Origin of the sequence: Parapedobacter sp. GCM10030251 (assembly GCF_042666505.1) — a bacterium.
Taxonomy (GTDB): Bacteria; Bacteroidota; Bacteroidia; order Sphingobacteriales; family Sphingobacteriaceae; genus Parapedobacter.
Genome location: NZ_JBHTDN010000002.1, coordinates 688,947 through 711,944, shown reverse-complemented (window position 1 = coordinate 711,944; position 22,998 = coordinate 688,947). Strand labels below are relative to the sequence as shown.

Annotated in this window: 19 protein-coding genes; 18 read left to right on the top strand and 1 reads right to left on the bottom strand. The window is 52.5% G+C overall.

Annotated elements, in window-relative coordinates; all coding sequences use genetic code 11:
* The 15 genes from ACFQRK_RS08705 (at nucleotide 1) to ACFQRK_RS08635 (ending at nucleotide 15,106) form a co-directional block, all read left to right on the top strand.
* Complete coding sequence (locus tag ACFQRK_RS08705) at nucleotides 1–804, top strand: SGNH/GDSL hydrolase family protein (RefSeq protein ID WP_379005631.1); 804 nt, start codon at nucleotides 1–3, stop codon at nucleotides 802–804.
* Between the two features lies 1 nt (nucleotide 805).
* Nucleotides 806–1,741, top strand: a complete 936-nt coding sequence (locus ACFQRK_RS08700) for a succinylglutamate desuccinylase/aspartoacylase family protein (protein ID WP_379005629.1) — start codon at nucleotides 806–808, stop codon at nucleotides 1,739–1,741.
* Nucleotides 1,719–2,528: an SDR family NAD(P)-dependent oxidoreductase gene (locus tag ACFQRK_RS08695; RefSeq protein WP_379005628.1), complete on the top strand. Its 810-nt coding sequence runs from the start codon at nucleotides 1,719–1,721 to the stop codon at nucleotides 2,526–2,528. Before ACFQRK_RS08700 ends, ACFQRK_RS08695 begins: the two co-directional genes overlap by 23 nt.
* Nucleotide 2,529: 1 nt before the next feature.
* A complete protein-coding gene (locus ACFQRK_RS08690) occupies nucleotides 2,530–3,777 on the top strand; it encodes a sialidase family protein (protein WP_379005626.1) in 1,248 nt (415 codons plus the stop codon).
* Nucleotides 3,774–4,877, top strand: a complete 1,104-nt coding sequence (locus ACFQRK_RS08685) for a pyridoxal-phosphate dependent enzyme (RefSeq protein ID WP_379005624.1) — start codon at nucleotides 3,774–3,776, stop codon at nucleotides 4,875–4,877. The genes ACFQRK_RS08690 and ACFQRK_RS08685 overlap by 4 nt, the downstream gene beginning before the upstream one ends.
* A gap of 1 nt (nucleotide 4,878) precedes the next feature.
* Entirely contained in the window at nucleotides 4,879–5,769 is an 891-nt protein-coding gene (locus ACFQRK_RS08680; protein WP_379005622.1) for a dihydrodipicolinate synthase family protein, read from the top strand.
* A gap of 31 nt (nucleotides 5,770–5,800) precedes the next feature.
* Nucleotides 5,801–6,184 carry a RidA family protein gene (locus tag ACFQRK_RS08675; RefSeq protein WP_379005620.1) on the top strand — a complete coding sequence of 128 codons (384 nt, stop codon included), beginning with the start codon at nucleotides 5,801–5,803 and terminating at the stop codon, nucleotides 6,182–6,184.
* Between the two features lie 2 nt (nucleotides 6,185–6,186).
* A complete protein-coding gene (locus ACFQRK_RS08670; protein WP_379005618.1) occupies nucleotides 6,187–7,653 on the top strand; it encodes a M81 family metallopeptidase in 1,467 nt (488 codons plus the stop codon).
* Between the two features lies 1 nt (nucleotide 7,654).
* Nucleotides 7,655–8,509: an SMP-30/gluconolactonase/LRE family protein gene (locus tag ACFQRK_RS08665; RefSeq protein ID WP_379005616.1), complete on the top strand. Its 855-nt coding sequence runs from the start codon at nucleotides 7,655–7,657 to the stop codon at nucleotides 8,507–8,509.
* The gene (locus ACFQRK_RS08660) at nucleotides 8,493–9,596 is read left to right on the top strand and encodes a hypothetical protein (protein WP_379005614.1); all 1,104 of its coding nucleotides are present in this window, start codon (nucleotides 8,493–8,495) and stop codon (nucleotides 9,594–9,596) included. The genes ACFQRK_RS08665 and ACFQRK_RS08660 overlap by 17 nt, the downstream gene beginning before the upstream one ends.
* Nucleotides 9,593–10,507 carry an aldo/keto reductase gene (locus tag ACFQRK_RS08655; RefSeq protein WP_379005612.1) on the top strand — a complete coding sequence of 305 codons (915 nt, stop codon included), beginning with the start codon at nucleotides 9,593–9,595 and terminating at the stop codon, nucleotides 10,505–10,507. The genes ACFQRK_RS08660 and ACFQRK_RS08655 overlap by 4 nt, the downstream gene beginning before the upstream one ends.
* A gap of 15 nt (nucleotides 10,508–10,522) precedes the next feature.
* On the top strand, nucleotides 10,523–11,323 hold the full coding sequence (locus tag ACFQRK_RS08650) for an SDR family NAD(P)-dependent oxidoreductase (protein ID WP_379005610.1): 801 nt from the start codon (nucleotides 10,523–10,525) through the stop codon (nucleotides 11,321–11,323).
* Between the two features lie 18 nt (nucleotides 11,324–11,341).
* Complete coding sequence (locus ACFQRK_RS08645) at nucleotides 11,342–12,580, top strand: spinster family MFS transporter (RefSeq protein WP_379005608.1); 1,239 nt, start codon at nucleotides 11,342–11,344, stop codon at nucleotides 12,578–12,580.
* A 25-nt stretch (nucleotides 12,581–12,605) separates the two neighbouring features.
* Nucleotides 12,606–13,910, top strand: a complete 1,305-nt coding sequence (locus ACFQRK_RS08640) for an aspartate aminotransferase family protein (RefSeq protein ID WP_379005606.1) — start codon at nucleotides 12,606–12,608, stop codon at nucleotides 13,908–13,910.
* 170 nt (nucleotides 13,911–14,080) lie between these two features.
* Nucleotides 14,081–15,106, top strand: coding sequence for a twin-arginine translocation signal domain-containing protein (locus ACFQRK_RS08635; RefSeq protein ID WP_379005604.1), 1,026 nt, complete (start codon nucleotides 14,081–14,083; stop codon nucleotides 15,104–15,106).
* A gap of 17 nt (nucleotides 15,107–15,123) precedes the next feature.
* On the opposite strand, the gene ACFQRK_RS08630 is transcribed toward ACFQRK_RS08635, so the two are convergent.
* Complete coding sequence (locus tag ACFQRK_RS08630; RefSeq protein WP_379005602.1) at nucleotides 15,124–15,840, bottom strand: GntR family transcriptional regulator; 717 nt, start codon at nucleotides 15,838–15,840, stop codon at nucleotides 15,124–15,126.
* A 328-nt stretch (nucleotides 15,841–16,168) separates the two neighbouring features.
* On the opposite strand from ACFQRK_RS08630, the gene ACFQRK_RS08625 reads away from it, so the two are divergent.
* From ACFQRK_RS08625 to ACFQRK_RS08615, 3 genes are all read left to right on the top strand, one after another.
* Nucleotides 16,169–18,334 (top strand): GH92 family glycosyl hydrolase, encoded by a 2,166-nt coding sequence (locus ACFQRK_RS08625; RefSeq protein ID WP_379005600.1) that lies wholly within the window; start codon nucleotides 16,169–16,171, stop codon nucleotides 18,332–18,334.
* Between the two features lie 35 nt (nucleotides 18,335–18,369).
* Nucleotides 18,370–19,653: a hypothetical protein gene (locus tag ACFQRK_RS08620; protein ID WP_379005598.1), complete on the top strand. Its 1,284-nt coding sequence runs from the start codon at nucleotides 18,370–18,372 to the stop codon at nucleotides 19,651–19,653.
* A gap of 181 nt (nucleotides 19,654–19,834) precedes the next feature.
* The gene (locus ACFQRK_RS08615) at nucleotides 19,835–22,993 is read left to right on the top strand and encodes a SusC/RagA family TonB-linked outer membrane protein (RefSeq protein WP_379005597.1); all 3,159 of its coding nucleotides are present in this window, start codon (nucleotides 19,835–19,837) and stop codon (nucleotides 22,991–22,993) included.
* Nucleotides 22,994–22,998: the final 5 nt, after the last annotated feature.

Below are 22,998 nucleotides of genomic sequence, written 5' to 3'. Positions count from 1 at the left end.
ATGCACTCGCGTAGAAACTTTTTGAAGGCTGGATTGCTGATCGCGGGAGCGATTCCGTCGGCGGCTGCGTACCAGGCCCTTGCCGGCGATCAGCGATTCCGGGACGATAAACAGGGCATCGACGACGACCTCCGTGCCGTAAAGTCGCGTTTGGAAGGCGGAGACCCCTCGGTCTGGCTATTTACGGGCGACAGCATCACCCAAGGGGCAAAGCATACACACGGATGGCGATCCTATCCGGAGGTATTTGCCGAGCGGGTCCGGTGGGAACTGGGTCGCGTACGGGATGTGGTCATTAACACCGCCGTGAGCGGGAACACCACGGCCGATTTGTTGGCGGATTGGAAATGGCGGGTGGATCATTTCAAGCCGCAGATCGTATCTGTGATGATGGGAACCAACGACTGCGCGACATCCAAGAAGGTAAACCGTGCCGATTTCGAACGAAATCTATCGGCAATCGTCAATCGGGTGCGCGACATGGGTGCGATTCCGGTGCTCCATGTGCCTACGCCCATTATCGCGGCAAAAGCGACAGAAAGAAGCAACCTCCCTGCCTATGCGCAGACCGTGGCCCAGGTGGCTGAACGCAATGGGGTGATCGGCGTAGACCATTGGGCGTATTGGCAGGATGCGATCCGGCAAAAAGGCGATTCACAGGTGTTTGCTGAATGGCTGAATGACCCATTGCATCCCAATGGGATGGGGCATTTGGAAATGGCACGGTTGCTTTTCAAACGGTTGCAAATTTTTGACGAGAGTGCGGCTACATGCGGCGCACCCTATTACGAAGGCGAGCATTGATATGAAACAAACCTGGCAGATCAACGGCGATGAAACCGGCCCGCATGTGCTCTTGCTGGCGGGGGTGCATGGCGATGAATATGAACCGATGATTGCGTTGGTCGAACTGGCTGACGAGCTGGCTCGGACCATCCGTCGGGGCCGCGTCACCATCGACCCATTGGTCAATGCGGGGGCTTACGCGAAGCGCAGTAGATTGGGCGATGATGGATTGGATTTGGCGCGGGTGTGTCCGGGATCGGAGACCGGATCGTCGTCCGAACGGGCGGCGCATGCCGTGAGCCAGCGTATCCGTCAAGCCGATGCGGTGATCGACCTGCATACCGGTGGCTTGGCGTTGGAGATCTATCCGCTTGTGGGCTATATGCTGCATCCGGATCGCCAGGTGCTGGCGCAGCAGCAGCAGTTGGCCGTCGCCACGGGAATGCCGTTGATATGGGGTACGGATCACCGCCCCGACGGACGGACACTTTCCGTTGCCCGAGACGCCGGTGTGCCGGCAATTTACCTGGAATACGGGGGTGGAAGCGGCTTCCGTGAACAGGTGGCCGATCGCTATAAAGATGCCGTTAGGCGGATACTGATGGAGTTGGGTATGCTGGAATCAGGCGAAGTCGCCGCGCCGGACTGGCAATATTGGCTGGAAGACCACCGCCGCGATAGCGGGTACCTGCAGGTAAAAATGCCGGCTCCGGGATCGGGGGTATTCATTTCAGCAGTATCGATTGGCGATTGGGTTACCGCCGGCCAACACTTCGGTCGCATCGTGGATCCCGCCAGCGGACAATCGACGACCGTACTCGCGGAAGAAACCGGATTGGTATTTCTGCTGCGATGCTCCGTACAGGTGGTAAAGGGCGATGCGTTGGGTGGAATTATGCCGATAAAACGAAATGAAAAACTGATAATAAACGATGGAGAAGGTAGCATTAATTAGCGGTGCATCGCGGGGTATCGGATACGAAACAGCCTTGAAATTTGCGGAGCAGGGTTACCGGATTGCGGTGATGGCAAGGGATGAACATGAGCTGGCGAAATTACGAGATGTTGCGGAAAGTAAATGGGGTGTTGAGGTGCTTATCGTAGCGGGCGATTTGGCAGATTCGGCCTATTGGAAAACGGCTGTGGAAACAACGGTTGCCCGCTGGGGGCGTGTCGATGTGCTAGTGAACAATGCGGCGTGGCGGACCATCGATACCCTGAAGACCATGCCGCTGGACGATTGGGAACGAACCGTGCGGATATGCCTGACCGCCCCGGCTTTCCTGGCTAAATACGCGGCGGCAGTAATGGAAAGACAGCAAGACACGGGCGTGATCATCAATATCTCCAGTGTGATGTCGCAACGGGCGGGCGGGTATAGTCCGGCTTACATAGCCTGCAAGGGCGGCATGGAAAGCTTGACCTACGAACTGGCCACGTGTTACGGGAGGGACGGCATTCGCGTGGTAGGGGTAAGTCCGGGGAATGTACAAACCGCCATGAGCGGGGACTATCAGGACGTGAAAGGAAATAACATTTCCAAGCAGCTGGAGGCAGAAATGAATGAGATGACGCCCTTGGGAAGAGCCGCCTCACCCCGTGAGATCGCCGACCTCGTCGCTTGGCTGGCGTCCGATCAGGCGTCTTTCATTACGGGAACAACGATCCTTGCCGACGGCGGGTTCAGCCACAATTTCAACAGTTATGCCAGTAAGAAACTCCAATTTCCCCAAGCGTTTTGAGATGAAGAAAATGATAAATCGCCGTCGCATTTGGAGCCCCCTACCGATTCTTGCACTCGTCTTGTTTTTAAATTTCTCGCTCGGGGAAAGGATCGAACGCCTGCCCTTCCACGTGCAAACCGAAGTCGCCCACCAAGCGTTGAATCCGACATTCGCGTGGTTTCATCCCCGCGCAGCTGCCATTCCGGGGCATGGTAAAAATGGAAAACCCGCAGTGATTATGACGCTGCAAAAACACCTGAAAGTCAGTGATTTTTATTCCGGACTATACTATATGAGAACCGACGATCTTGGCAAAACCTGGACGGATCCTATAGAGGTGCCCGAACTAGCGTGGACCTATGAACCGGATGGTACGACCGTCAGTGTTGCAGATGTGACACCTGGTTGGCATGAAAAGACAGGGAAGCTTCTCGGCATTGGGATCAAAGTAAGATATGATCGAAAAGGGAAGCAACTGACGGAGAAGCCACGTGCACGTGATGCCAATTATACCTTATTTGATCCGGCGAAAAATACGTGGACCCCTTGGCAGGCGATAGCGGGTATCCCCGAGGAAAATGGGAAATTCTTTTCGGTTAACCCCGGTTGTACGCAATGGCTGGTTAAACCGAACGGAAATATTCTGTTGCCCATCTACTTCCAGGGGCCGGGCGGAGGGGACTACTCCGTTACGGTGTTGGAGTGTTCGTTTGACGGTGTGCGGTTATCCTATCTGAAACACGGTACGGAAATGACCGTGGAAGGAGGGCGGGGTCTCGTCGAACCGTCGCTTGCTTTTTACAAGGATACCTATTACCTGACCTTGAGAAACGATAACGCCGCATATGTCTCGAGAAGCCCGGATGGGCTAAACTGGGAGGAGATAAGGCCGTGGAAATTTGATGACGGGACCGCGCTGGGTAGCTATAATACGCAAGCACATTGGTTGGTTCACAGCGACGGATTGTTCTTGTCTTATACGAGAAAGGGAGCAAATAACGATCACATCGCGCGCAACCGGGCGCCCTTATTTTTGGCGCAGGTACACCCGGAAGAACTGTACGTCATCCGGGAAACCGAACAGGTACTGATGCCGGAGCGCGGGGTCATGCTGGGAAATTTTGGGGCCGCTTCGATTACAAAGGATGAATCGTGGGTTACCGATGCCGAATTCATGATTGGTAACGAACCCCATCCAAGAGGTGCCAACGGTACCTTATGGAACGCTCGGGTTATCTGGGGAAAAGAGAATAAGCTGGTATTTTGAAAGGAATCTGGACATATCACGAGTTGCTCCCTGAGGTGGAGAACCGTGCGCGGATGTCGCTCGGAGAAGGACATACGCCTTTGGTAAAATCCCGGTTTATCGGTCCGTCGCTCGGGTTGGATAACCTCTACTTCAAGTTGGAAAACCTGAACCCGACGGGATCATACAAAGACCGATTCGCGGCCATGGCCTTATCACGCTTCGTGCAGCAGGGGATAAAGGTGTGTTTGGCGACATCCAGCGGAAATACAGGTGCCGCACTCGCAGCATACTGTGCCGCGGCGCAACTGCCCTGCATCATGGCCATCGTGGATGGCGCCCCCGAAGGTAAACTTCAGCAAATGCGGCTGTACGGGGCTGCAACGCTGATGGTGAAGGATTTTGGTAAGCGCCCGGAAGTGACCGGACAGGTGATGACGATGCTTGGGCGTTTGGCCGAAGAACAGCAGACCGCCGTGCAGATCAGTGCGTACAGCTTTTGCCCGGAGGCGATGGAAGGTGTGCAGACCATTGCCTATGAGATCGCGGCTGCGTTTGACGGAGGAACACAGGTATTTGTGCCGGCCGGCGGGGGCGGGCTTACCTTGGCGGTCGCACGGGGCTTTGAGCGCTGGCAGCAACGGTACGGTTCGGCTGGCCATCATGTGGTGCATTGTGTGCAGCCCGTGGGTAATGACACGATCGTGTCGGCGTTGGCCGGCGGAGAGACGCATCCGACGGCTGTGCCACAGAGTACGACAGCGATCAGTGGTTTGCAGGTACCGAATGTGTTGGATGGCTTTGAAGTGATCGCCGCATGTCGGAGAAGCGGAGGAACGGGATTCGACGTGCAGGACGAACAGGTGTGGGAATGCCAGGATTGGCTGGCGAAAAAAGAGGGGATCTTCTGTGAACTCGCTGGTGCCGTGGCGTTGGCGGGCGTACGCCGGGCGTTGGCTGCGGGAGCGTTAGATCCCGACCGGCCCATCGTTTGTCTGGTGACGGGACACGGCTTTAAGGATGTGCAACGCGCGTCAGTCATGGCGTCAACCAGCGAAAATGCCTATTTGGCCGGTGACGAGGAACTTAAGAATTACATCATACAATTAATCAATAAATAGAATGAGCGATAAATTTAGTGGGTTGTGGCCTGCCATGTTCACCCCCGTCGATGACGAAGGAAATCCAGCGTTGAATGAGCTGGCAAAGTTGGTGGAATTATTAATCGGACAGGGACTCGACGGCTTGTATATACTGGGCTCAACGGGACAGGGTGTCCTGTTTACCGAGGCGCAGCGGAAATTGGTGACGGAACAGGTTATGCAGGTAACGGCCGGACGGGTACCCGTCATGGTGCAGGTCGGCTCGATGACGACCGACGAATCGGTGCGGCTGGCAAAGCATGCGGCGGCGACGGGTGCGGATGCGGTTTCCTCCGTAGGGCCTATTTATTTCACAGGCAACACCGCGGCGGCCTTGGCTCATTACCGGCAGATCGCTACGGCAACCGATCTTCCCTTTTTTCCGTATCAATTGGGTAGCAATACCATGGGCGATATCGGAAACTTCGTCACCCGGTTGCTGGACATTCCCAACGTGGCGGGAATGAAGCTGACGACCGGGCAATTGATGGAAATCAGCACCATTCATCTCCATGCGGGGGAACGCCTTCGGCTGTTCAGCGGTGCAGACGAATTGTTTTGCCAAGCATCGCTTTGTGGCACGGTTGGCGCAATCGGTTCCTTTTACAACCTTTGGGGTGAAGCGTGCAAGCGGGTATTGGAGGCATTTCAGCAGGGGGATTATCAACAGGCGAAGGAGTTTATGCTGGAATTCCAGCGGATCATCTTGTTTGTATTGCCCAATATCTGGACGTTCCTGCGGAAGGCAATGCAGCTAAAATATGGCATCGATATCGGCCGGACAAAGGCTCCCCTCGGGACTATGCAGCAGGAATGGGAAGATGCGGAGGTACGATCGATATTGGACCGGATGGAAACCTTTGTGGCGTAATAAAAAGAACGTAATAAAAAGAGAAGATAGGATGGAAAATGTAACATACATCACCGGCGACGGGGTACCGCAAAGCTTTTTGCCTTTCTCCCCGGCTGTTCAGGCAGGGCAATACGTATTCATTTCGGGACAGGCATCCGTAGACGACAGCGGTACCATCGTAAAGGGCACGTTTGAAGAGGAATGCAGGCGGTCTTTTGATAATTTGGGGAAGATACTGAAAGCGGCTGGACTCAGTTTTGAAAATGTGGTGCAGGTGCGGAACTACGTGGGTAGCCAGGAAGACCTGGCCGCTTTCAACCAGATTTACAAGGAATATTTCACCGCTCCGTTTCCCGCCCGGACCACGTTAATCGGGTGCTTGGGCGACTTGCTGAAATTTGAGGTGGATGCCGTGGCGATGGTAAAACGGTAGGTATGGGGTTCCGGGTAGCCTTAGTGGGGATTTATCACGAGTCGAATACGTTTATCGGCGACCTGACCGATGCGGCTGATTTCCGCAATAGCCATTGGCTGTGGGGAGCCGACATCCGGAAGGAATACCAGCATGCCCATCATGAAATCGGGGGGATGCTGGAGGTCATGGATCGGGAAGGGATCGAGGTGATTCCCGTTGTATTTGCCGAGGCAACGCCGGGGGGTGTGGTACGCGGGGAGACGTATCGGGTACTACTGGATGGAATACAGGAAGGGTTGCAACGTGCGATGCCGATAGACGGTTGCTTGGTGGTACCGCATGGAGCGGGGGTTAGCGAACCGGAACGCGACATGGATGGGCATTGGCTGGAAGCGGTGCGGAGGATCGTCGGACCCGGGGTGCCGGTGGTAGGCACGTTGGACCTTCACGCCAATGTGAGCGAGCGGATGGTCAACGCGACCGATGGACTGGTTATTTATAAAAGGAACCCGCATCTCGACCAGCGCGAACGGGGGAAAGAGGCAGGGGAACTGATGATCCGTTGCCTGCGGGATAAAACGAGGCTTTGTCAGAAACTGGTGCAACTGCCGCTGGCGATCAGTATCGAACAGCAAGGCACGGATGTGCAGCCGTGCAAAGGGATATACGAGTATGCCCGGCAGCTCGAGAAGGAGGACGGAATGTGCTCCGTAAGCGTGGCGCTGGGATTTCCCTATGCCGATGTGCCGGAGATGGGCAGTTCAATCATCGTGATAACCGAGGGCGATGCCGCGCTGGCGGACCGTATTGCGCAACAGATGGAAGCGTATATCCTCGAAAGAAGGGCTGATTTTGTGGGCGATAAGATCGGTGTCGTCGAAACGATGGCCAAATTGCCCGACTTGCAGAAACCGGTTTTATTACTGGATATGGGCGACAACATTGGTGGCGGTACGCCGGGTAATGGACTGGCCCTCGTGAAGGCATTGGAAACGCGTGGACTTCGGTATTTTAGCTATCAACCCGATGCTGAGGCGGTACGGCAGGCAGCTGGCGTGCCGGTTGGAGCTGCTTTCGATCTTTGCCTTTCTGGCTTTGACGAAGAAGGGCAGGGGTCATGGAAGCAGCGAGTGGTGCTGAAAAACCGGGTGGCGGGAAAGTTTACGGAACCGACCCCGAGGCATGGCGGACAGGTCCGGTTTGACATGGGCGAGACCTTGATCGTAAATACGAGGGGCGGAGGTACCCTCATGGTGAGTACGCTGCGCATACCGCCCTTCAGCCTCCGGCAGCTGACGGCTTTCGGCATCGATCCGAAAGCGTTCGACGTGTTGGTGGCCAAAGGGGTCAACGCGCCACTTGCGGCGTACGGGCCGGTTTGCCAGACCGTCCTGCAAGTGGATACGCCCGGTCCAAGCCGGGCGGACATGAGCAAACTGACTTATCAATTCAGGCGGAAACCGCTTTTCCCCTTTGAACCGATCTAGCATGGCAATCGATTTTACGCAGCAGATAACCGTTCGCCGGGAGGTCCTGTTTGAAGGTGCATTTTACACCGAAGGACCGGTCTGTGACGACCAGGGCGGCATTTATTTTACGGACCTGACGGGTGGGGGCATTTGGTATTGGCATCGGGGAAGGGGCGCATCGCGCTGTGTGGAAGGGGGATGGCCCAACGGGCAAGCACGGGACTCCATGGGCAACTGGCTGGTATGCGACAGCAAAACCCGGCAATTGAGGCGCTACGATGCCAAGGGGAATTTTACGGGGAATGTAGTCGACGGGCATTGCGCCGGCAAACGGGTGACCACACCGAACGACGTCATTACGGACAGCGGGGGCGGTTTTTATTTTACGGATTCGGTGCGCCATCGGGGCTATGTGTTTTACCAGTCGAACACGGGTGAGGAACGTGTCGTAGCAGAAGGATTGGACTATCCGAATGGCCTTGTACTTTCTGCCGATGAACGGCATCTTTTCGTGGCAGAGAGTTATGCCAACCGGTTGGTCCGGATCCGGTTGGACGGGCCGGGTGGTGCGGCAGAGTGGGACGTGTTCTGTGAATTACCATACCATGCTTCCGGACATCCGCAGGCAAATCTGCCGGATGGCTTGGCCATTGACAGCGCGGGCAACGTTTGGGTAGCTCACTACGGGATGGGTGCCCTTCAGGTGGTGGACAAGCAAGGGAGGTTACTTGCATCCATTCCAACAGGGATTCCGTTGACCAGCAACGTTTGCTTACTGGAGCCGGACAGCCTCATCGTTACCGGTGGTGATGCTGAACCGGGTCCGGGAAGGGTTGTGAAATTAACGCTGACAACAAATGAAAACGACGAATAAATTGATATCGATGATCGGATTGATCGTAACGACGATGGTAACGTATGAGACAAAGGCCCAGGAATCCATTGTGTGGTCAGAATTGCCACCGTTGCCCGATACAGCAGGACGTGCGGGCATGTTTGCCGGGGTAAGCCACGGGCGTCTCTTCTGCATGGGAGGGGCCAATTTTCCGGATGGGTACCCCTGGGAAGGGGGGCGGAAGAAGTGGCACAACGATATCTTCATGCTGGAAGCCGGGGCCAACCAATGGCGGCAGTTAGATAACGTATTGCCCGGCGGGCTAGCCTATGGCGTGTCGGCATCGTACCGAGATTGTATGGTGCTGGTGGGTGGAAGCACCGCTACCGAGCATCGTGACGGAACGTGGCTATTTCGCTGGGAAAATGGGGCGCTGAAAATGGAAGCAGGACCGCGGCTTCCCCATCCACTGGCGAATATGGCTGGAACACGGGTGGGGTCGCTGCTGATTGTCGTGGGCGGAATGGAAAAGCCGGATGGGGTGCCGCTCCTTTGTTGTTATGGTCTGGATCTGGAGGCGCTGGATAACGGCTGGTTTGCGTTGCCGGAATGGCCGGGCGAAGGACGGATTTTTCCGGTTACGGGAAGCTTCGGGGGTAAATTTTACCTCTTTAGCGGCGAGAACAAGAAACGGAATGCCGCGGGACTGGATCAACGGCATATTTTCCAGGATGCATTTTGCTTTGCGCCTGCAAAGACCGGTAACCGCTGGAGCGGCGAGTGGCATCGGCTGAGTGATCTGCCGGTGGGCATGTCGGCGGGCGCAAACCCGGCGCCACTGGTGGCCGGACGGGCATTTCTTTTCTGGGGAGGGGTGGACCGGCTGACGGCCCTGCATGCCCTTCCGCAGACACATCCAGGTATAGGCGGGGAATTGCTCTGGTATGATCCGGCAACGGATCGTTGGGGGTACGAGGAAGGGGCGGAGCGGGAGCCCGGCAGGGTGACGCTTCCGACGGTCGACTGGAACGGCCGGACCTATTACATCAGCGGTGAAATTAAACCGGGTATCCGCACGAACCGGATAACGGGCGTGACAGCGGAGAAAGGACAACGAAAGCCATGAAAGTATCACCACTTACACTGGGAACGGTTCAGTTAGGGTTAAACTACGGTATTGCCAATGACGGTGGCAAACCGGATCAGGCGGTGGGCGAGGCGATACTGAAAGAGGCGTTGCAATCGGGAATCACGACCTGGGATACTTCCCGGTACTATGGCAATTCGGAAGAGGTGATCGGGGGCTTCCTGGCCGCCAATAGCCGGGAGGCGGCAGATTTGCTGGTCGTCAGTAAATTTAAATGGAGCGCTGAGGCGATGACCGATTTGCAGAAAGCCCGGCAGGAGGCGAAGGATAGCGTACGGCAGAGTCTGAAAGCATTGGGCATCCCGGTGCTGCCTATCTTGCTTTACCACAAGGGTAAGGATGAGCCTATTGATCAGCTGCTGCGGTTTCTGCCGATGGTTGTAAACGAGCTGCAGGAAGAGGGGTTGATCCGCAAAGGCGGGATATCGCTGTATTATCCGGACGAGGCAATGGCCGTCGTGGAGGAACGTTTGTTGCAGGCGGTGCAGGTGCCGATCAATATTTTTGACCAGCGGGTGGTCCGCAATGGCGGATTGGCACGGATGAGGGAGCGGGGAAGTTTGGTGTTTGCCCGCAGTGTCTTTTTGCAGGGACTGTTCTTTTTAAACGAGGGTAAAATTCCGTCGCACCTCCGGGATGCCCTACCCTTTTTACAGCGGTTGCGGCGGCTCGCTCAAAAAGCACAGATGGATGTTGCGCAGCTGGCGTTTTCGTATGTAAGGGATTTGACAGGTGTAACCAGCGTGGTGTTCGGCGCGGAAAATCCGGATCAGGTGAAACAAAATGCGGCATTGCAACTGGCTCCCGCGCTCCCGTTGGACATACGTGAAGAGATTGCAGATGCATTTCAACAACTTCCCCTGAAGGTGATTACCCCTGGGATGTGGTAAATTTTAACTCGTTTGATGATGAATGTTCGAAACAGTTTTGAATTAACGGACCGCGTATGCGTGGTAACCGGCGGCGCGGGATTATACGGTAAACCCATCGCATTGGCGCTGGCCGAGACGGGGGCATGCGTGGTAATCGCTTCGCGCAATGCGGAGCAATGCCAGGCGGCTGCAACGGAACTGGTTGCCAAAGGATACCGGGCGGTAGGCATGCAACTGGATCTGGGAGAAGAAACGTCTATTGCGCGGTTTATAAAGGAGGTAATCGAACGGTTCGGCCGACTGGACGTGCTGGTGAACAATGCGGTCTCCCGCGAGGGGTTCAAAACGCTCGACCAAATGGAGAAGTCGGAATGGGAGGCCTCGCAACGGATCAACTCAACCGGGTTGATGTTGATTACGAAATATGCCGTGCAGCACATGGTTGCCAACCGAATGGGGGTAATCATCAATATCGGATCCATACAAGGCGTGGTCGGACCTAATTTTCCGGTCTACGGCGATACGGGCATGACCAGCCCGGTAAACTATACGTACGATAAATCGGCGATGGTTGGCTTTACCAAATGGCTCGCCAATTATTACGGGCGGTATGGGATCCGTGCCAATTGCATAAGTCCCGGTGGATACGGGCCGGGCGTGGAAGAACAATACGGAGACAACGAATTTGTGGCCAACTACAAGCGTCTGACACCGCTGGGAAGGTTCGCGAACGAGGACGACATTAAGGGGCCGATCGTTTTTCTTGCATCGGATGCCTCCGCTTACGTAACCGGACATAATTTGCTGGTGGATGGAGGATGGACAAGTTGGTAAGCGTTTAAAAATTAGATCATGCAGAAGAGATACCATACCGATAAGCCGGCACCGAAGGCGTGGCTGACCGTTGGATTGCTGTTTGTCATTGCGTTATTGAACTACATCGACCGGACGATGATTACGACCATGCGGGGATCAATCGTCGACGCGATACCCATGACGGATGCGCAATTTGGATTGCTAACGGCGGTTTTCCTGTGGATATACGGTTTCCTGAGTCCGCTGGCCGGCTTCATGGCTGACCGATTGGGAAAGAGCCGGGTGGTGCTGGGTAGCCTATTCGTCTGGTCGGCAGTGACCTGGCTCACGGCCTATGCCACGACGTTCGAGCAGCTACTGCTGACGCGGGCACTGATGGGGATCAGTGAGGCCTGTTACATACCGGCTGCGTTGGCGTTGATCATGGATTACCATCGGGGGCCTACGCGGTCGCTCGCCACCGGAATCCACATGGCCGGTATTATGTCGGGGCAAAGCTTAGGGTTTCTGGGCGGTTGGATCGCTGAAAAGCATACATGGAATACGGCGTTTCTGCTGTTTGGTATTTTCGGTGTTGTCTATTCCCTTTTGCTTATCTTTTTATTAAAAGAAGCTCCCCGGGAAAAAGCCCCTGATACCAATGAAGGGAATAAGATTGGATTTGGAAAGGGGTTGGTGTACCTGTTCAGACAACGATCGTTTATTCTTTTGGTTGTGTTTTTTGCATTGGTCAGTATTCTGACCTGGTTGGTCGTGGGGTGGTTGCCGACCTATTTCAAAGAGCAGTTCGGGCTTTCGCAGACCATGGCGGGCGTGTATTCAACGGCTTACGTCTTTACGTCTGCCATTGCCGGTGTGTTGCTGGGCGGCTTCTTGGCCGATCGATGGGGACGGCGTGATCCAAGAGGCCGGATATGGGTGCCCGCAATCGGGCTTTGCATTGCAGCGCCTGCTATTTTTTTGGCAAGCTATACAACGATGTTACCGATAGCCGTTTTCTGCTTCATAACCTATACCGTGACCAAATCGTTCAGCGACGCGAATACGATGCCGATACTCAGCATGATTATCGATCGTCGGTACCGGGCTACCGGCTACGGTATTCTTAATTGCTGCGGTACGTTGGTAGGTGGTGTTGCACTTTATTACGGCGGATTTTTGCGGGATACGCACATCGGATTGAGTACGATCTATCAATTTGCCGCATTGTTTATCGTTTTGGCGGCGATTTCCCTTTTCCTAATCCGTCCTAAAAAAGAGCTGATTGAACAGTAGGTTGTGATTTAACTAATATTTTCCAATGATGTACGAGAAATCGAAGGAGCTGCTCAACCGGGCAGAAAAAGTTTTGGCGTCGGGTGTATCTTCCGAATTCAGGAAATACAATCATCCGCACGCATTGTTCTATACCCACGGGAGCGGAAGCCGTATCTACGATGTAGATGGTAACGAATACCTGGATTTTACGCTCAGCCAAGGTCCCTTGATACTGGGGCATTCGCATCCGGAGGTCCTGCGTAAGGTGGAGGAATATTCACGGGAAGGGCAGCTCTATGCCGGGCAGCACATCCGGGAAATCGAGTTGGCCGAGAAACTGAACAAACTGATTCCCTCGGCCGAATTAATGCGTTTCTGCCTGGATGGCTCCGAGGCAGTGCAGACGGCCTTTCGGGTAGCCCGGGCAAAGACGGGCAGGCAGAAATTTTTGCGTTTCGAAGGGCATTACCACGGTTGGTTGGATAATGTGGCCTACGGGATCTCGACACCGGGAATGGAAGCATTAGGGAGCAGGGAGCAACCGAATGTGTTTCCGTGGACGGCGGGTTTACCCGTGTCTTCCCGGGAAGATTTTATCATCCTCCCCTGGAACGACTTAGCCTTGGTAGAACGGACGGTTGAGCGCTATCACGAAGAAATCGCCGCGATCATCACCGAGCCCATCATGTGTAACAACGGATGCATTCTGCCGAAGGAAGGGTTTTTGGAGGGATTACGGACACTTTGCGACCGGTTTGGAATCGCGTTGATCTTAGACGAAGTAATCACAGGATTCCGAGTGGGTTTAGGGGGTGCGCAACAGTACTTTGGCGTGACACCGGATCTATCCATTTTTGCCAAGGCAATGGGCAGCGGCTATCCCATCAGCGCCATTGTGGGCAAACGGGAATGGATGGAGCTGATCGCCGAAGGCAAGGTCATCCATGCCGGAACAATGAATTCGGGTAATCCGACGGTAGCCGCAGCGCTGGCGACTATAGAGGTCTTGGAGCAGGAAAATCCCTATGAACGCATGTACCGCTTAGGCAGAAAATTGATGGACGGATTACGGGAAGCGGCAATCGATACAAAACAAGATCTAGTCATACAGGGATTGGGGCCAATGTTCGTGACCTATTTCGGCAAAAAAAGGCAGTGTAATGATTATCGGGATACCCTGGGGAATGATAAGGCTAAACTCTCGCAATTTATCGCTGGATTACACGACCGGGGTGTCCGGGTAATCGGCAGGGGATTGTGGTATATCAGTGCGGCACATACGGAAAAAGATGTCGATAAGGCCATTCAAACAGCTGCCGCCGTATTGAGGGAGTTGCCGCAGCCCTGAGATCATGGACCGTTTATTGACGGGCTGACCAGCGAAGCGCCAATGCAGGTATTTGCCGCCAAAACTTGTATATTCAAGTAGGTTTATCTAAGTTTGCGCTAACAATGCGCAGTGTGAGCGGTTCTTTCGAATAGAAAGCAATTGTAGCCTAATGAGTAAGTACATAGCAAATGAACAGAAGAACGTTTATTGGCCGGACGGCCATCGGTGTTTCGGCAGTGGCAGTAGGCCCCCTATTTTCCGATAGAATGGAAACGACCCTATATGGACATAACGGGAGGGTATATCGCCAGGTGAAGGGGTGGGGCGAATTGGATGCTTCCCGATTTCCGGTCAAGGATTGCCACGAAATGGTACAAGATAGTAAGGGGCGCATTTTTCTGCTCACCAACGAAACCCGAAATAACGTCTTGATATACAATACCCGGGGAAAATTGGTAAATAGCTGGGGCAAGGAATACCCCGGTGCGCATGGCCTGACCATCGCGGGAAAAGGCAAGGATGAATTTCTGCTTATTACCGATACCGACAGGCACGAAGTGTATAAAACCACGTTAGATGGCAAGTTAGTGATGACCCTGGATTTCCCCGGGGCCACCGGATTGTATGAAAAAAAGGAAGCCTATATACCTACAGAAACGACCGTAGCGCCAAATGGCGACATTTATGTAGCTGATGGGTATGGGCAGCAATACATTCTGCATTACGGTGCCGATGGGAAATTAAAGGGATGGTTTGGCGGCCGGGGCGAGGGAGATAAGTTCCTTGATAATGCCCACGGTATCTGTGTTGACCAACGTGACGGGGAGGCTACGCTGTTGGTAACCGATCGGACCCGTTGCTGCTTCAAACGATTTACGATGGCTGGCGAGTTATTGGAAATCATTGAGGTGCCCGGGGCTTGCGTGTGCCGTCCGGTAATCCACGGAGATTTCTTATATGCGGCGGTGTTGCGATCGCCTGATATGAATCATGCGAAATCCGGGTTTGTCACGATTTTGGATAAACAAAATCGGGTGATTTCCAATATCGGCGGTTCTGAGCCGGTATACAAAGAAGGAAAACTTCAGCCGATGGCACAGCAGACGTCTCTATTTGTACACCCCCATGACGTGTGCGTGGATCGGGATGAAAACATTTACGTGGCGCAATGGGCTTCCGGTAACGTGTATCCGTATAAATTTGAACGGGTTTAATAAATCATTAACCGGAGCTAAAAGTAATCCTGTATAAAGTATTCTTCCGTATTGCAGTACAGGAACGAATAGATGATCAGGTTCGGTTTATTGGTATGCATACTGCGTTTCATGTGCAATACGGGTTTGCCCGGTTTGACGGATAGCAGATCCGATACAGCCTTATCAGCCGCTACTGCCCATATCTTTTGCTCGCCTTCTTTAATCTCTACCTTGTGATACTTGTTTAAGGTTTCAAATAATGAGTTTTTTTCAAGGTTGTGCATGGTGAAGCGAGGCAGGTCGATATCCGTAATATACGTTTCTTCGTATAAAGTAGGCAGTCCATTCACGTAGCGCAGACGTGATAAATATAAACAACCCGCCTCCCGCTGTGCGGCGGATAACTCATAAGGGAAATCATCCGGCCAGGTCGTTTTGTGGGTTTTAATTAAAATCTGCGTGCGCAGGTTTTTTTTCCCGACGCCCGCGGTAGACCCTTTGATGGAAAGGATGCCAAGGCCGTTTTTGGGTTCGGATACGATGCTGCCTTTCCCGTGATGGCGCACGATGTACCCCATCCGCATCAGTTCACTCAATGCCTGCCGGACCGTTGGCCGGGTGGTTCCGTAGCTTTTACATAACTCATTCTCCGAGGGCAACAAATCTCCTTTTTTATAATGCCCATCATCGATTTGCTTTTTCAAGTCGCCGATTAGGATTTTGTAGATCGGAGTATTGAGTTCTTTTGCCATACGATTCATATCTGCGCAACAAAAGTAGGTAATTTATTACTGTTGTGTATACAAGTAATTGTTTCTGGTCGGTTTTTCGATTTGTCTCTGTATTCAAATTGTATATTTGATTACTTGTATATACAAATAATTGAATATTTTATATAACTAACTCCTAAAATAAATATTATTAATATTCTATTTTTAAGTTAGTTATGATGGTTTTTAATGCGGTTGAGTCTGAGTAATCCAAATATTTGTTTATTTTTTTCTTGTATATACAAGTGTGATTGGTATATTTGCTATTGGATTTAAAGATAACCAGTTTTTTAAGCCTGTAAATACAAGTATGCGAATTACTACGATTTGGTTAGTTGCCGGAATTTTTTTTTCTGCCTGTAGTACGGTAACAAGCAATAAGAACGATGTGCTGGATTACGTCGATCCGACAATTGGTGGCGTTGGATTGATTCTGGAGCCGACCCGGCCGCTTGTGCACTTACCCAATAGCATGTTGCGGGTTCACCCGTTGAAGAAGGACGAATTGGACGACCGGATAGCGGGATTTCCCCTAACGGTGGTTTCCCACCGAATCGGTTCAGCCTTCTCGTTTTTGCCGGTATTTACCGAAGGTGACCCGTGGCAGGCGGCGCTTATTTTACATGATCAGGAGGCACATCCTTACAGTTATGAAGCCGTTGACGCCACGACCTACAATCGGGTTGCGGTGACCCCGGCCGCGAAAAGTGGTGTGTTTCGGATAACGAATGCGGACCAGTCAACCACGCATCGACTCAGATTTTCGGTCATAAATGCCACAGGCTTCATAAACGTTGAAGGCGATAACGCGTTTTCGGGGGAGGAAGACTATAACGGAATGAAAGTGTTCTTCTATGCGACGGTCAATGGAAAAATCCAGGGTACCGATGAACAAAGCGCTGAACAACGAAAGAATCTTTTGGCAACCGTTGAGTCCGCAGACGGGGTTTTGGAAATGCAGTATGGCATCTCTTTTATCAGTGTAGCCAAAGCAAAGGCGAATCTCGAAATGGAAATTGCTGATAAGGACTTTGAAGCTGTCCGGGCAGAAGCCGTAGAAGTTTGGCGTGATGCCCTATCAAAGATCAATGTGGTGGGCAGCGACGTGCAAAAGCGTGTTTTTTATACGGCATTATACCGTACGTATGAGCGCATGGTTGACATCAATGAACACGGTCAATATTTCAGTGGTTTTGATCAACGCGTACATACTTCCGACGAGCCATTTTTTATGGATAATTGGGTATGGGATTCCTATATCGCTCATCATCCATTGAACATGATCTTAGATCCTGAAAAGGATCAAGCAATGATCAGATCGTATATCGAAATGTATAAACAATCCGGATGGATGCCTTCGTTTGCTGTTGTATTCGGTGATTGGCCTGCAATGGTGGGTAATCACGCCTCAGCGTGGATGGCCGACGCGTGGGCGAAAGGCTTGCGTGATTTCGACGTGAAGACGGCTTATGAGGGCCTACGCAAGAACTCGCTGGAGGCTACCCTGATTCCGTGGCGGAATGGCCCTCCCAGCGAACTAGATGACTTTTTCAACGAGCACGGCTATATGCCGGCATTGGCTCCGGGAGAGCCTGAAACGGTCGATCGCGTTGATCCCAATTGGGAAAAGCGGCAGGCAGTTTCCGTAACCCTCGAAAATGCCTTCAGCGATTGGTGTATCGCCCAGCTGGCAGATCCCGCGGGCCGAAGCGAGGAGAAAGACGTATTCGTAAAGCGGTCGCAATATTACCGCAATGTTTTCCGGGAAGACAAGGGGATGGTGTGGCCTAAAAATGCCGCGGGTAACTGGATCGAGCCGTATGATCCGAGCCTGTCGGGTAGGGAGTACTTCACGGAGGTGAACGCGTATACTTACAACTGGCATGTCAAGCATGATTTGGACGGGTTGTTCGGTTTAATGGGCGGTAAATCAGCCGCAGAGGCAAAGCTCGATGGATTATTCAGAGGTGATTTGGGCCTTCCTAAGTGGAAATTTTGGGCTATCCAACCGGATGCTTCCGGGTTGGTTGGACAGTTCGTGATGGGAAATGAACCCAGCCTGCACATTCCTTATCTCTATAATTATTTGGGCAGTCCATGGAAAACCCAGAAACGGATCCGGACATTGATCAATACCTGGTTTACCGATAACCTGTTTGGGATGCCCGGAGATGAAGACGGCGGGGCGATGTCAGCATGGGTGGTATTTTCAATGATGGGTTTTTTGCAGGTAACGCCCGGCGTGCCGACTTATGCAATCGGCAGCCCTTCGTTTGAAGAGGTGGCCATCCAGTTGCCGAATGGGAAGGAATTTAAGGTGGTGGCGAAAGCTAACTCGCCACAAAATGTATATGTGCAACGGGCTACACTCAACGGCGAAGAATTGAAAGCGCTGTTTTTTACGCACGAACAATTGATGGCTGGAGGGGTGCTGGAATTGGAGATGACGGATAAACCCAATGACAAATTACGGTAAACGTGTAAGACATTAACGAGACGATGTTACAACGTATGAAAGCAGCTGGTTTACTTGCGATTGTTCTATTTGTGACGATTGCTGTTGTCGCCGATCCGATGCACCGGCTTTCTGGCCTCGAAAAGCCGGTGGCCGGCAGCGACGACGACGATAAAGGATGGATCAACCTCCGATCGTTCGGGGTATTGCCTTCCAATACCGGCACAATAAATCGCGATAACCTGCAGCGAGCCATTGATGCGGCTTCAGAGGTGGGCGGGGTACTTTTCTTGGAACCCGCTGCTGAGGGCTACGAGATCGCTTCGGGATTGGTCTTAAAGGAAAATGTGTCATTAACGGGCGGAAGCCCGGTATCCCCGCGCGGAAGCAAACATCCGGACCGGGCAGCGCCGGTTGGCAGCCTGATCAGGGTCACGGACGATAAACATCCGTTTATTGCCGTTCAATCTGCGACAGCGATTGCGAATATCCAGTTTTGGTATCCCGAGCAATCCCAGGCTGATCCGGACGCTGTTAAGCCGTACCCGCCCACCATTACCCTGGATAAATCGGGCCGTGTGGAAGGGGTGACGCTCTCATCGTTGACATTTTATGGCGAATACGAGACGATGGATTTCCGGGCGACGTCCGAGCGCCATTGCGAGCTGCTGTTAATCCGCGATTGTTACGGATATCCGCTGAGCGGAAAATTCATCACGATTGACTATTGCTATGACATCCCTCGGATATTGGATTGCCACGTGAATCCGGCAATTATGCGCCGGTTTGACCGCACCTACGGCAAGGCGATGGTGGATGCGGTAATCCGCAACCAAACCTATGCTTACAACATCGACCATACGGATAATGCGCAATTGATCGATGTGTTTTGCTTCGGGACCTATGGAGGCATCCTGCTGGGAGCTGAGTCATACGGACAGTTGACCAATTTTAACTTCGATTGCGTAACCATCGGTATTCATAAGCGAGGGGCAAATACGTTTAACCGAAACTGGATGGTGGCGCAGGGTTCCATTATTGCTAACACAGGCGAGGACGTAGGCGCGATTCATCCCATCCTGGTGGAAGGGAGTGGCCATTTATCACTCAGCAACGTCGAGGCTTTTTCGGGTCACAATCCGGCGCTCACAACGGTGGGCAAATCATTCGGCTACTTAATGGTGCGCGATGCAAAAAAGCTTACCATTTCTGTTGTAGGCGCACGGATGGCTAATTATGTCGCCGATGTTCCGATATCGAAAGTCAATTCAGATGACGTTACCATCGCGGTCTCGGCGTCGTTTGATAAAGACAACTGCTTGGTTTCAGGCACTTTTTGATGCAATAAAATCGTTCGGACACGCGCGGTTCGTGCTACCGAAAGGAAAGACCAAATTATAGACAAAATGAATCAAAAAAATGATCGCGGAAATACGGGCTGATTGTCCACCGGTGGCTGTTGTTGCTACTCAAAGGATTGTAAATCAATAGGTAAATGATCTGACACTTATACTAACAAAAATGAACAATGTAGTGAAATCAATTGCTCAACAGGCCCGGGAATTTATGCTGGTGCTATTGGGGGTCGTTTTCTTGGCCAGCCAAGTTACGGCTGCAGAACATGGGGTAACCTATGGACAGGAGCAGGTAAATGTAGTCGGTACGGTACGATCGGGAAGCGAACCTTTGTCGGGTGTATCGGTTTCCTCCGTCGCCAATCCCAGCTTGGGAGTATCTACGGATGACGAGGGAAACTATCGGATTTCGGTGTCTGCCAGCGATACCTTGGTTTTTTCGTTCGTGGGCTATGCGCAGCAGCGCATTGCGGTGAATGGCAGGAGCCGGGTCGACGTGGCACTGTTAGCGCTCGACCAACAACTGGACGAAATTGTCGTGGTGGGCTATGGCACACAGAAACGGGCGAATCTGACTGGGGCGATCAGTACGATCCAGGCCGAAGAGATTCAGACGACTACGCACTCCAGCCTCGCGCAGAAACTGCAAGGAAAAGTGCCCGGTTTGCAGATTCGTCAAAATACGGGTGGTCCAGGCGATTTTAACGCGATGATTAACATCCGCGGCTTCGGCTCGCCACTCTATGTCATCGACGGGATTGTACGCGATGGTGGAAGCGAGTTCCAGCGGGTGAATCCGGAGGATATAGAGAGCATCTCGGTGCTGAAAGATGCGTCGGCTGCCGTTTACGGGGTAAATGCGGCCAATGGGGTGATTATCGTGACCACGAAAAAGGGATACAATGGTAAGACCCAGTTTCGGTACAACGTAGTTGTCGGTATGCAGTCACCCACAGACATGCCGGAAATCGCCAATGCGGCACAATGGATGGAAATGCGAAACGATGCAGCGATAAATGCGGGACTTCCCCCTTATATCTCGAAGGAGGAACTCGAAAAATACCGACAGGGACTGCCCGGTTACGAAAGTACTAATTGGTATGACGAAACGATGAAGCCGTGGGCTGGCCAGCAACAACATTCTTTATCTGCGCGAGGTGGATCCGAAAAAGTAAGTTATTTTTCCAGCTTCGGGTTTCTTAAGGACAATGGATTGCTGAAATCAGATGCGATAAACTACGATCGATATACATTTCGTACCAACCTCACGGCTGATTTGACCAGTAACCTAATGGCGACGGTGGAATTGGCTGGCAGGTACGACCGTAAGCAGGGTGCCGGTTATAGCATTTTTGACATTATTCGCGGTACGATCTCGGCATTGCCTACCAATACGCCCTACCTGAACGGAAATACCGATTATCCCACCCATATTACGGATGGGCAAAGTTCCAATCCGGTGGCAATCTCAGATCCCAACATATCGGGGTACACACAGGATGTGGACAAGCAATTTCAATCTTCGATAACGCTTACCTACAAAGTGCCGTTTGTGGAAGGGCTGCAATTGAAGGGGCTTGCCTCCTATGATGGAAACAACTATTTGAATAAAGCATTGACCAAAAGCTATAAGCTGTATTCATACGACGCGGCGGCAGATGCATACAATCCGACGACCTTGCGACATCCTACGGTGTTAGGTAACGGATATTCGGATATGAACCGGGTTAGCTTACAGGCCCATGTTATTTATAATACGGTATTGGCCGACAACCACAATATCGGGGCTACTGTCGTATACGAAGAAAGGAATGGCTGGACCCGATCATCCGGACTTTCACGGGAGTTCCAGTTCTTTACGAACGACCAGATTGATATGGGCGACCAAAATAACCAGCGAACCAGCGGCATGGAAAGCCAGTGGGGCAATCGGTCGTTTATTGGCCGGGTTACCTATGATTATGTGGGCAAATACTTGTTTGAGGCAGCAGCGCGATACGATGGTTCGTATCGGTATCATCCCGACAGGCGCTGGGGGCTATTTCCGGTCGTTTCTGCAGGCTGGCGGATTTCGGAGGAAACGTTTTTGAAGGATCATGTGCCTTTTGTTTCCAACCTGAAGCTGCGCGGCTCGTATGGGGTAGTGGGCGAAGATGCAAATGCGGCCCCATTTCAATATGTACCGGGGTTCTCCACGATCGGCGGTGGTGGATATGAGTTCGCTAACGGTAGCTACGTCTCCGGCGTCGCTGCGCCGGGGATTGTCAATGAGCAGTTAACATGGTACGAGTCGAGTATCAAGGACATCGGTATTGACGTCGGCTTGTTTGGCAATCGGTTCATTTTTGAGTTCGACGTTTATCAGCGTGACCGAACCGGACTATTAGCGGCACGAAATATCTCATTGCCCAATACCTTCGGGGGATCCCTCCCCCAAGAGAACTTGAATAGTGACCGCACACGCGGACTCGAATTTGCGTTCGGTTATGCACAGGCCATCGGTGATCTCCGGTTTAACGTCAGTGGAAATTTCAACTTCGCACGTACCATGAATGTATATGTCGAACGTGGGCCATTTGTCAACAGCATGGACCGGTGGCGCAATGGTCAGGCGGGCCGGTGGAGCGATGTGGTGTGGATGTATGACAAGATCGGTCAGTTCCAGTCGGAAGACGAACTGTTACATGCACCTATCCAAAATGGGGAACTGGGTAACAGCCGGGAAATGGTCGGCGATTTCCGGTATCGTGATGCGAATGGCGACGGAATCATTGACGGCGAGGATGTATTGCCACTCGCATGGGGCGGGAATCCCAAAATGTTCTACGGCTTGACCTTGGGGGCTAACTGGAAAGGGTTTGACTTCAATATGTTGTGGCAGGGGTCGGGCAATTATTCGGTTCGATTTACACACGCTTATGCTGAGACGTTTTGGGGCGATGGTAATCTGCCGGCGTATTTCTATGACCGCTGGCATCTTTCAGACCCTTACAATCTCAATAGCGAATGGATACCTGGTAAGTGGCCGGCCACGCGCCGTATATCTGATATCGGAGCCATGTATAACGAGAGCTCGGTTTGGCGTCGCGATGCCTCGTACCTACGCCTGAAGAGTCTGGAGCTCGGGTATTCCATTAGTCAACACGTGCTGCAGCGCGTGGGTTTACAAGGGCTGCGGATCTATGTCAACGGTTACAACTTGTGGACCGTAACCGATCCGTTTGTGAAGGCCTTCGACCCCGAACGGATCGAAGGAGCCCTGAATACCGGTTGGGTCTACCCATTGAGCAGGAGTTTTAACGTAGGGGCTAACTTGACTTTTTAATCCGA

What these genes read in the sequence shown, in the direction of transcription:
- ACFQRK_RS08615 (WP_379005597.1), top strand. Translation starts at nt 19,835, where the DNA reads ATGAACAATGTAGTGAAATCAATTGCTCAACAGGCCCGGGAATTTATG.
- ACFQRK_RS08630 (WP_379005602.1), bottom strand. Translation starts at nt 15,840, where the DNA reads ATGGCAAAAGAACTCAATACTCCGATCTACAAAATCCTAATCGGCGAC.
- ACFQRK_RS08665 (WP_379005616.1), top strand. Translation starts at nt 7,655, where the DNA reads ATGGCAATCGATTTTACGCAGCAGATAACCGTTCGCCGGGAGGTCCTG.
- ACFQRK_RS08660 (WP_379005614.1), top strand. Translation starts at nt 8,493, where the DNA reads ATGAAAACGACGAATAAATTGATATCGATGATCGGATTGATCGTAACG.
- ACFQRK_RS08675 (WP_379005620.1), top strand. Translation starts at nt 5,801, where the DNA reads ATGGAAAATGTAACATACATCACCGGCGACGGGGTACCGCAAAGCTTT.
- ACFQRK_RS08625 (WP_379005600.1), top strand. Translation starts at nt 16,169, where the DNA reads ATGCGAATTACTACGATTTGGTTAGTTGCCGGAATTTTTTTTTCTGCC.
- ACFQRK_RS08655 (WP_379005612.1), top strand. Translation starts at nt 9,593, where the DNA reads ATGAAAGTATCACCACTTACACTGGGAACGGTTCAGTTAGGGTTAAAC.
- ACFQRK_RS08650 (WP_379005610.1), top strand. Translation starts at nt 10,523, where the DNA reads ATGATGAATGTTCGAAACAGTTTTGAATTAACGGACCGCGTATGCGTG.
- ACFQRK_RS08705 (WP_379005631.1), top strand. Translation starts at nt 1, where the DNA reads ATGCACTCGCGTAGAAACTTTTTGAAGGCTGGATTGCTGATCGCGGGA.
- ACFQRK_RS08690 (WP_379005626.1), top strand. Translation starts at nt 2,530, where the DNA reads ATGAAGAAAATGATAAATCGCCGTCGCATTTGGAGCCCCCTACCGATT.
- ACFQRK_RS08670 (WP_379005618.1), top strand. Translation starts at nt 6,187, where the DNA reads ATGGGGTTCCGGGTAGCCTTAGTGGGGATTTATCACGAGTCGAATACG.
- ACFQRK_RS08635 (WP_379005604.1), top strand. Translation starts at nt 14,081, where the DNA reads ATGAACAGAAGAACGTTTATTGGCCGGACGGCCATCGGTGTTTCGGCA.
- ACFQRK_RS08700 (WP_379005629.1), top strand. Translation starts at nt 806, where the DNA reads ATGAAACAAACCTGGCAGATCAACGGCGATGAAACCGGCCCGCATGTG.
- ACFQRK_RS08620 (WP_379005598.1), top strand. Translation starts at nt 18,370, where the DNA reads ATGAAAGCAGCTGGTTTACTTGCGATTGTTCTATTTGTGACGATTGCT.
- ACFQRK_RS08645 (WP_379005608.1), top strand. Translation starts at nt 11,342, where the DNA reads ATGCAGAAGAGATACCATACCGATAAGCCGGCACCGAAGGCGTGGCTG.
- ACFQRK_RS08680 (WP_379005622.1), top strand. Translation starts at nt 4,879, where the DNA reads ATGAGCGATAAATTTAGTGGGTTGTGGCCTGCCATGTTCACCCCCGTC.
- ACFQRK_RS08640 (WP_379005606.1), top strand. Translation starts at nt 12,606, where the DNA reads ATGATGTACGAGAAATCGAAGGAGCTGCTCAACCGGGCAGAAAAAGTT.
- ACFQRK_RS08695 (WP_379005628.1), top strand. Translation starts at nt 1,719, where the DNA reads ATGGAGAAGGTAGCATTAATTAGCGGTGCATCGCGGGGTATCGGATAC.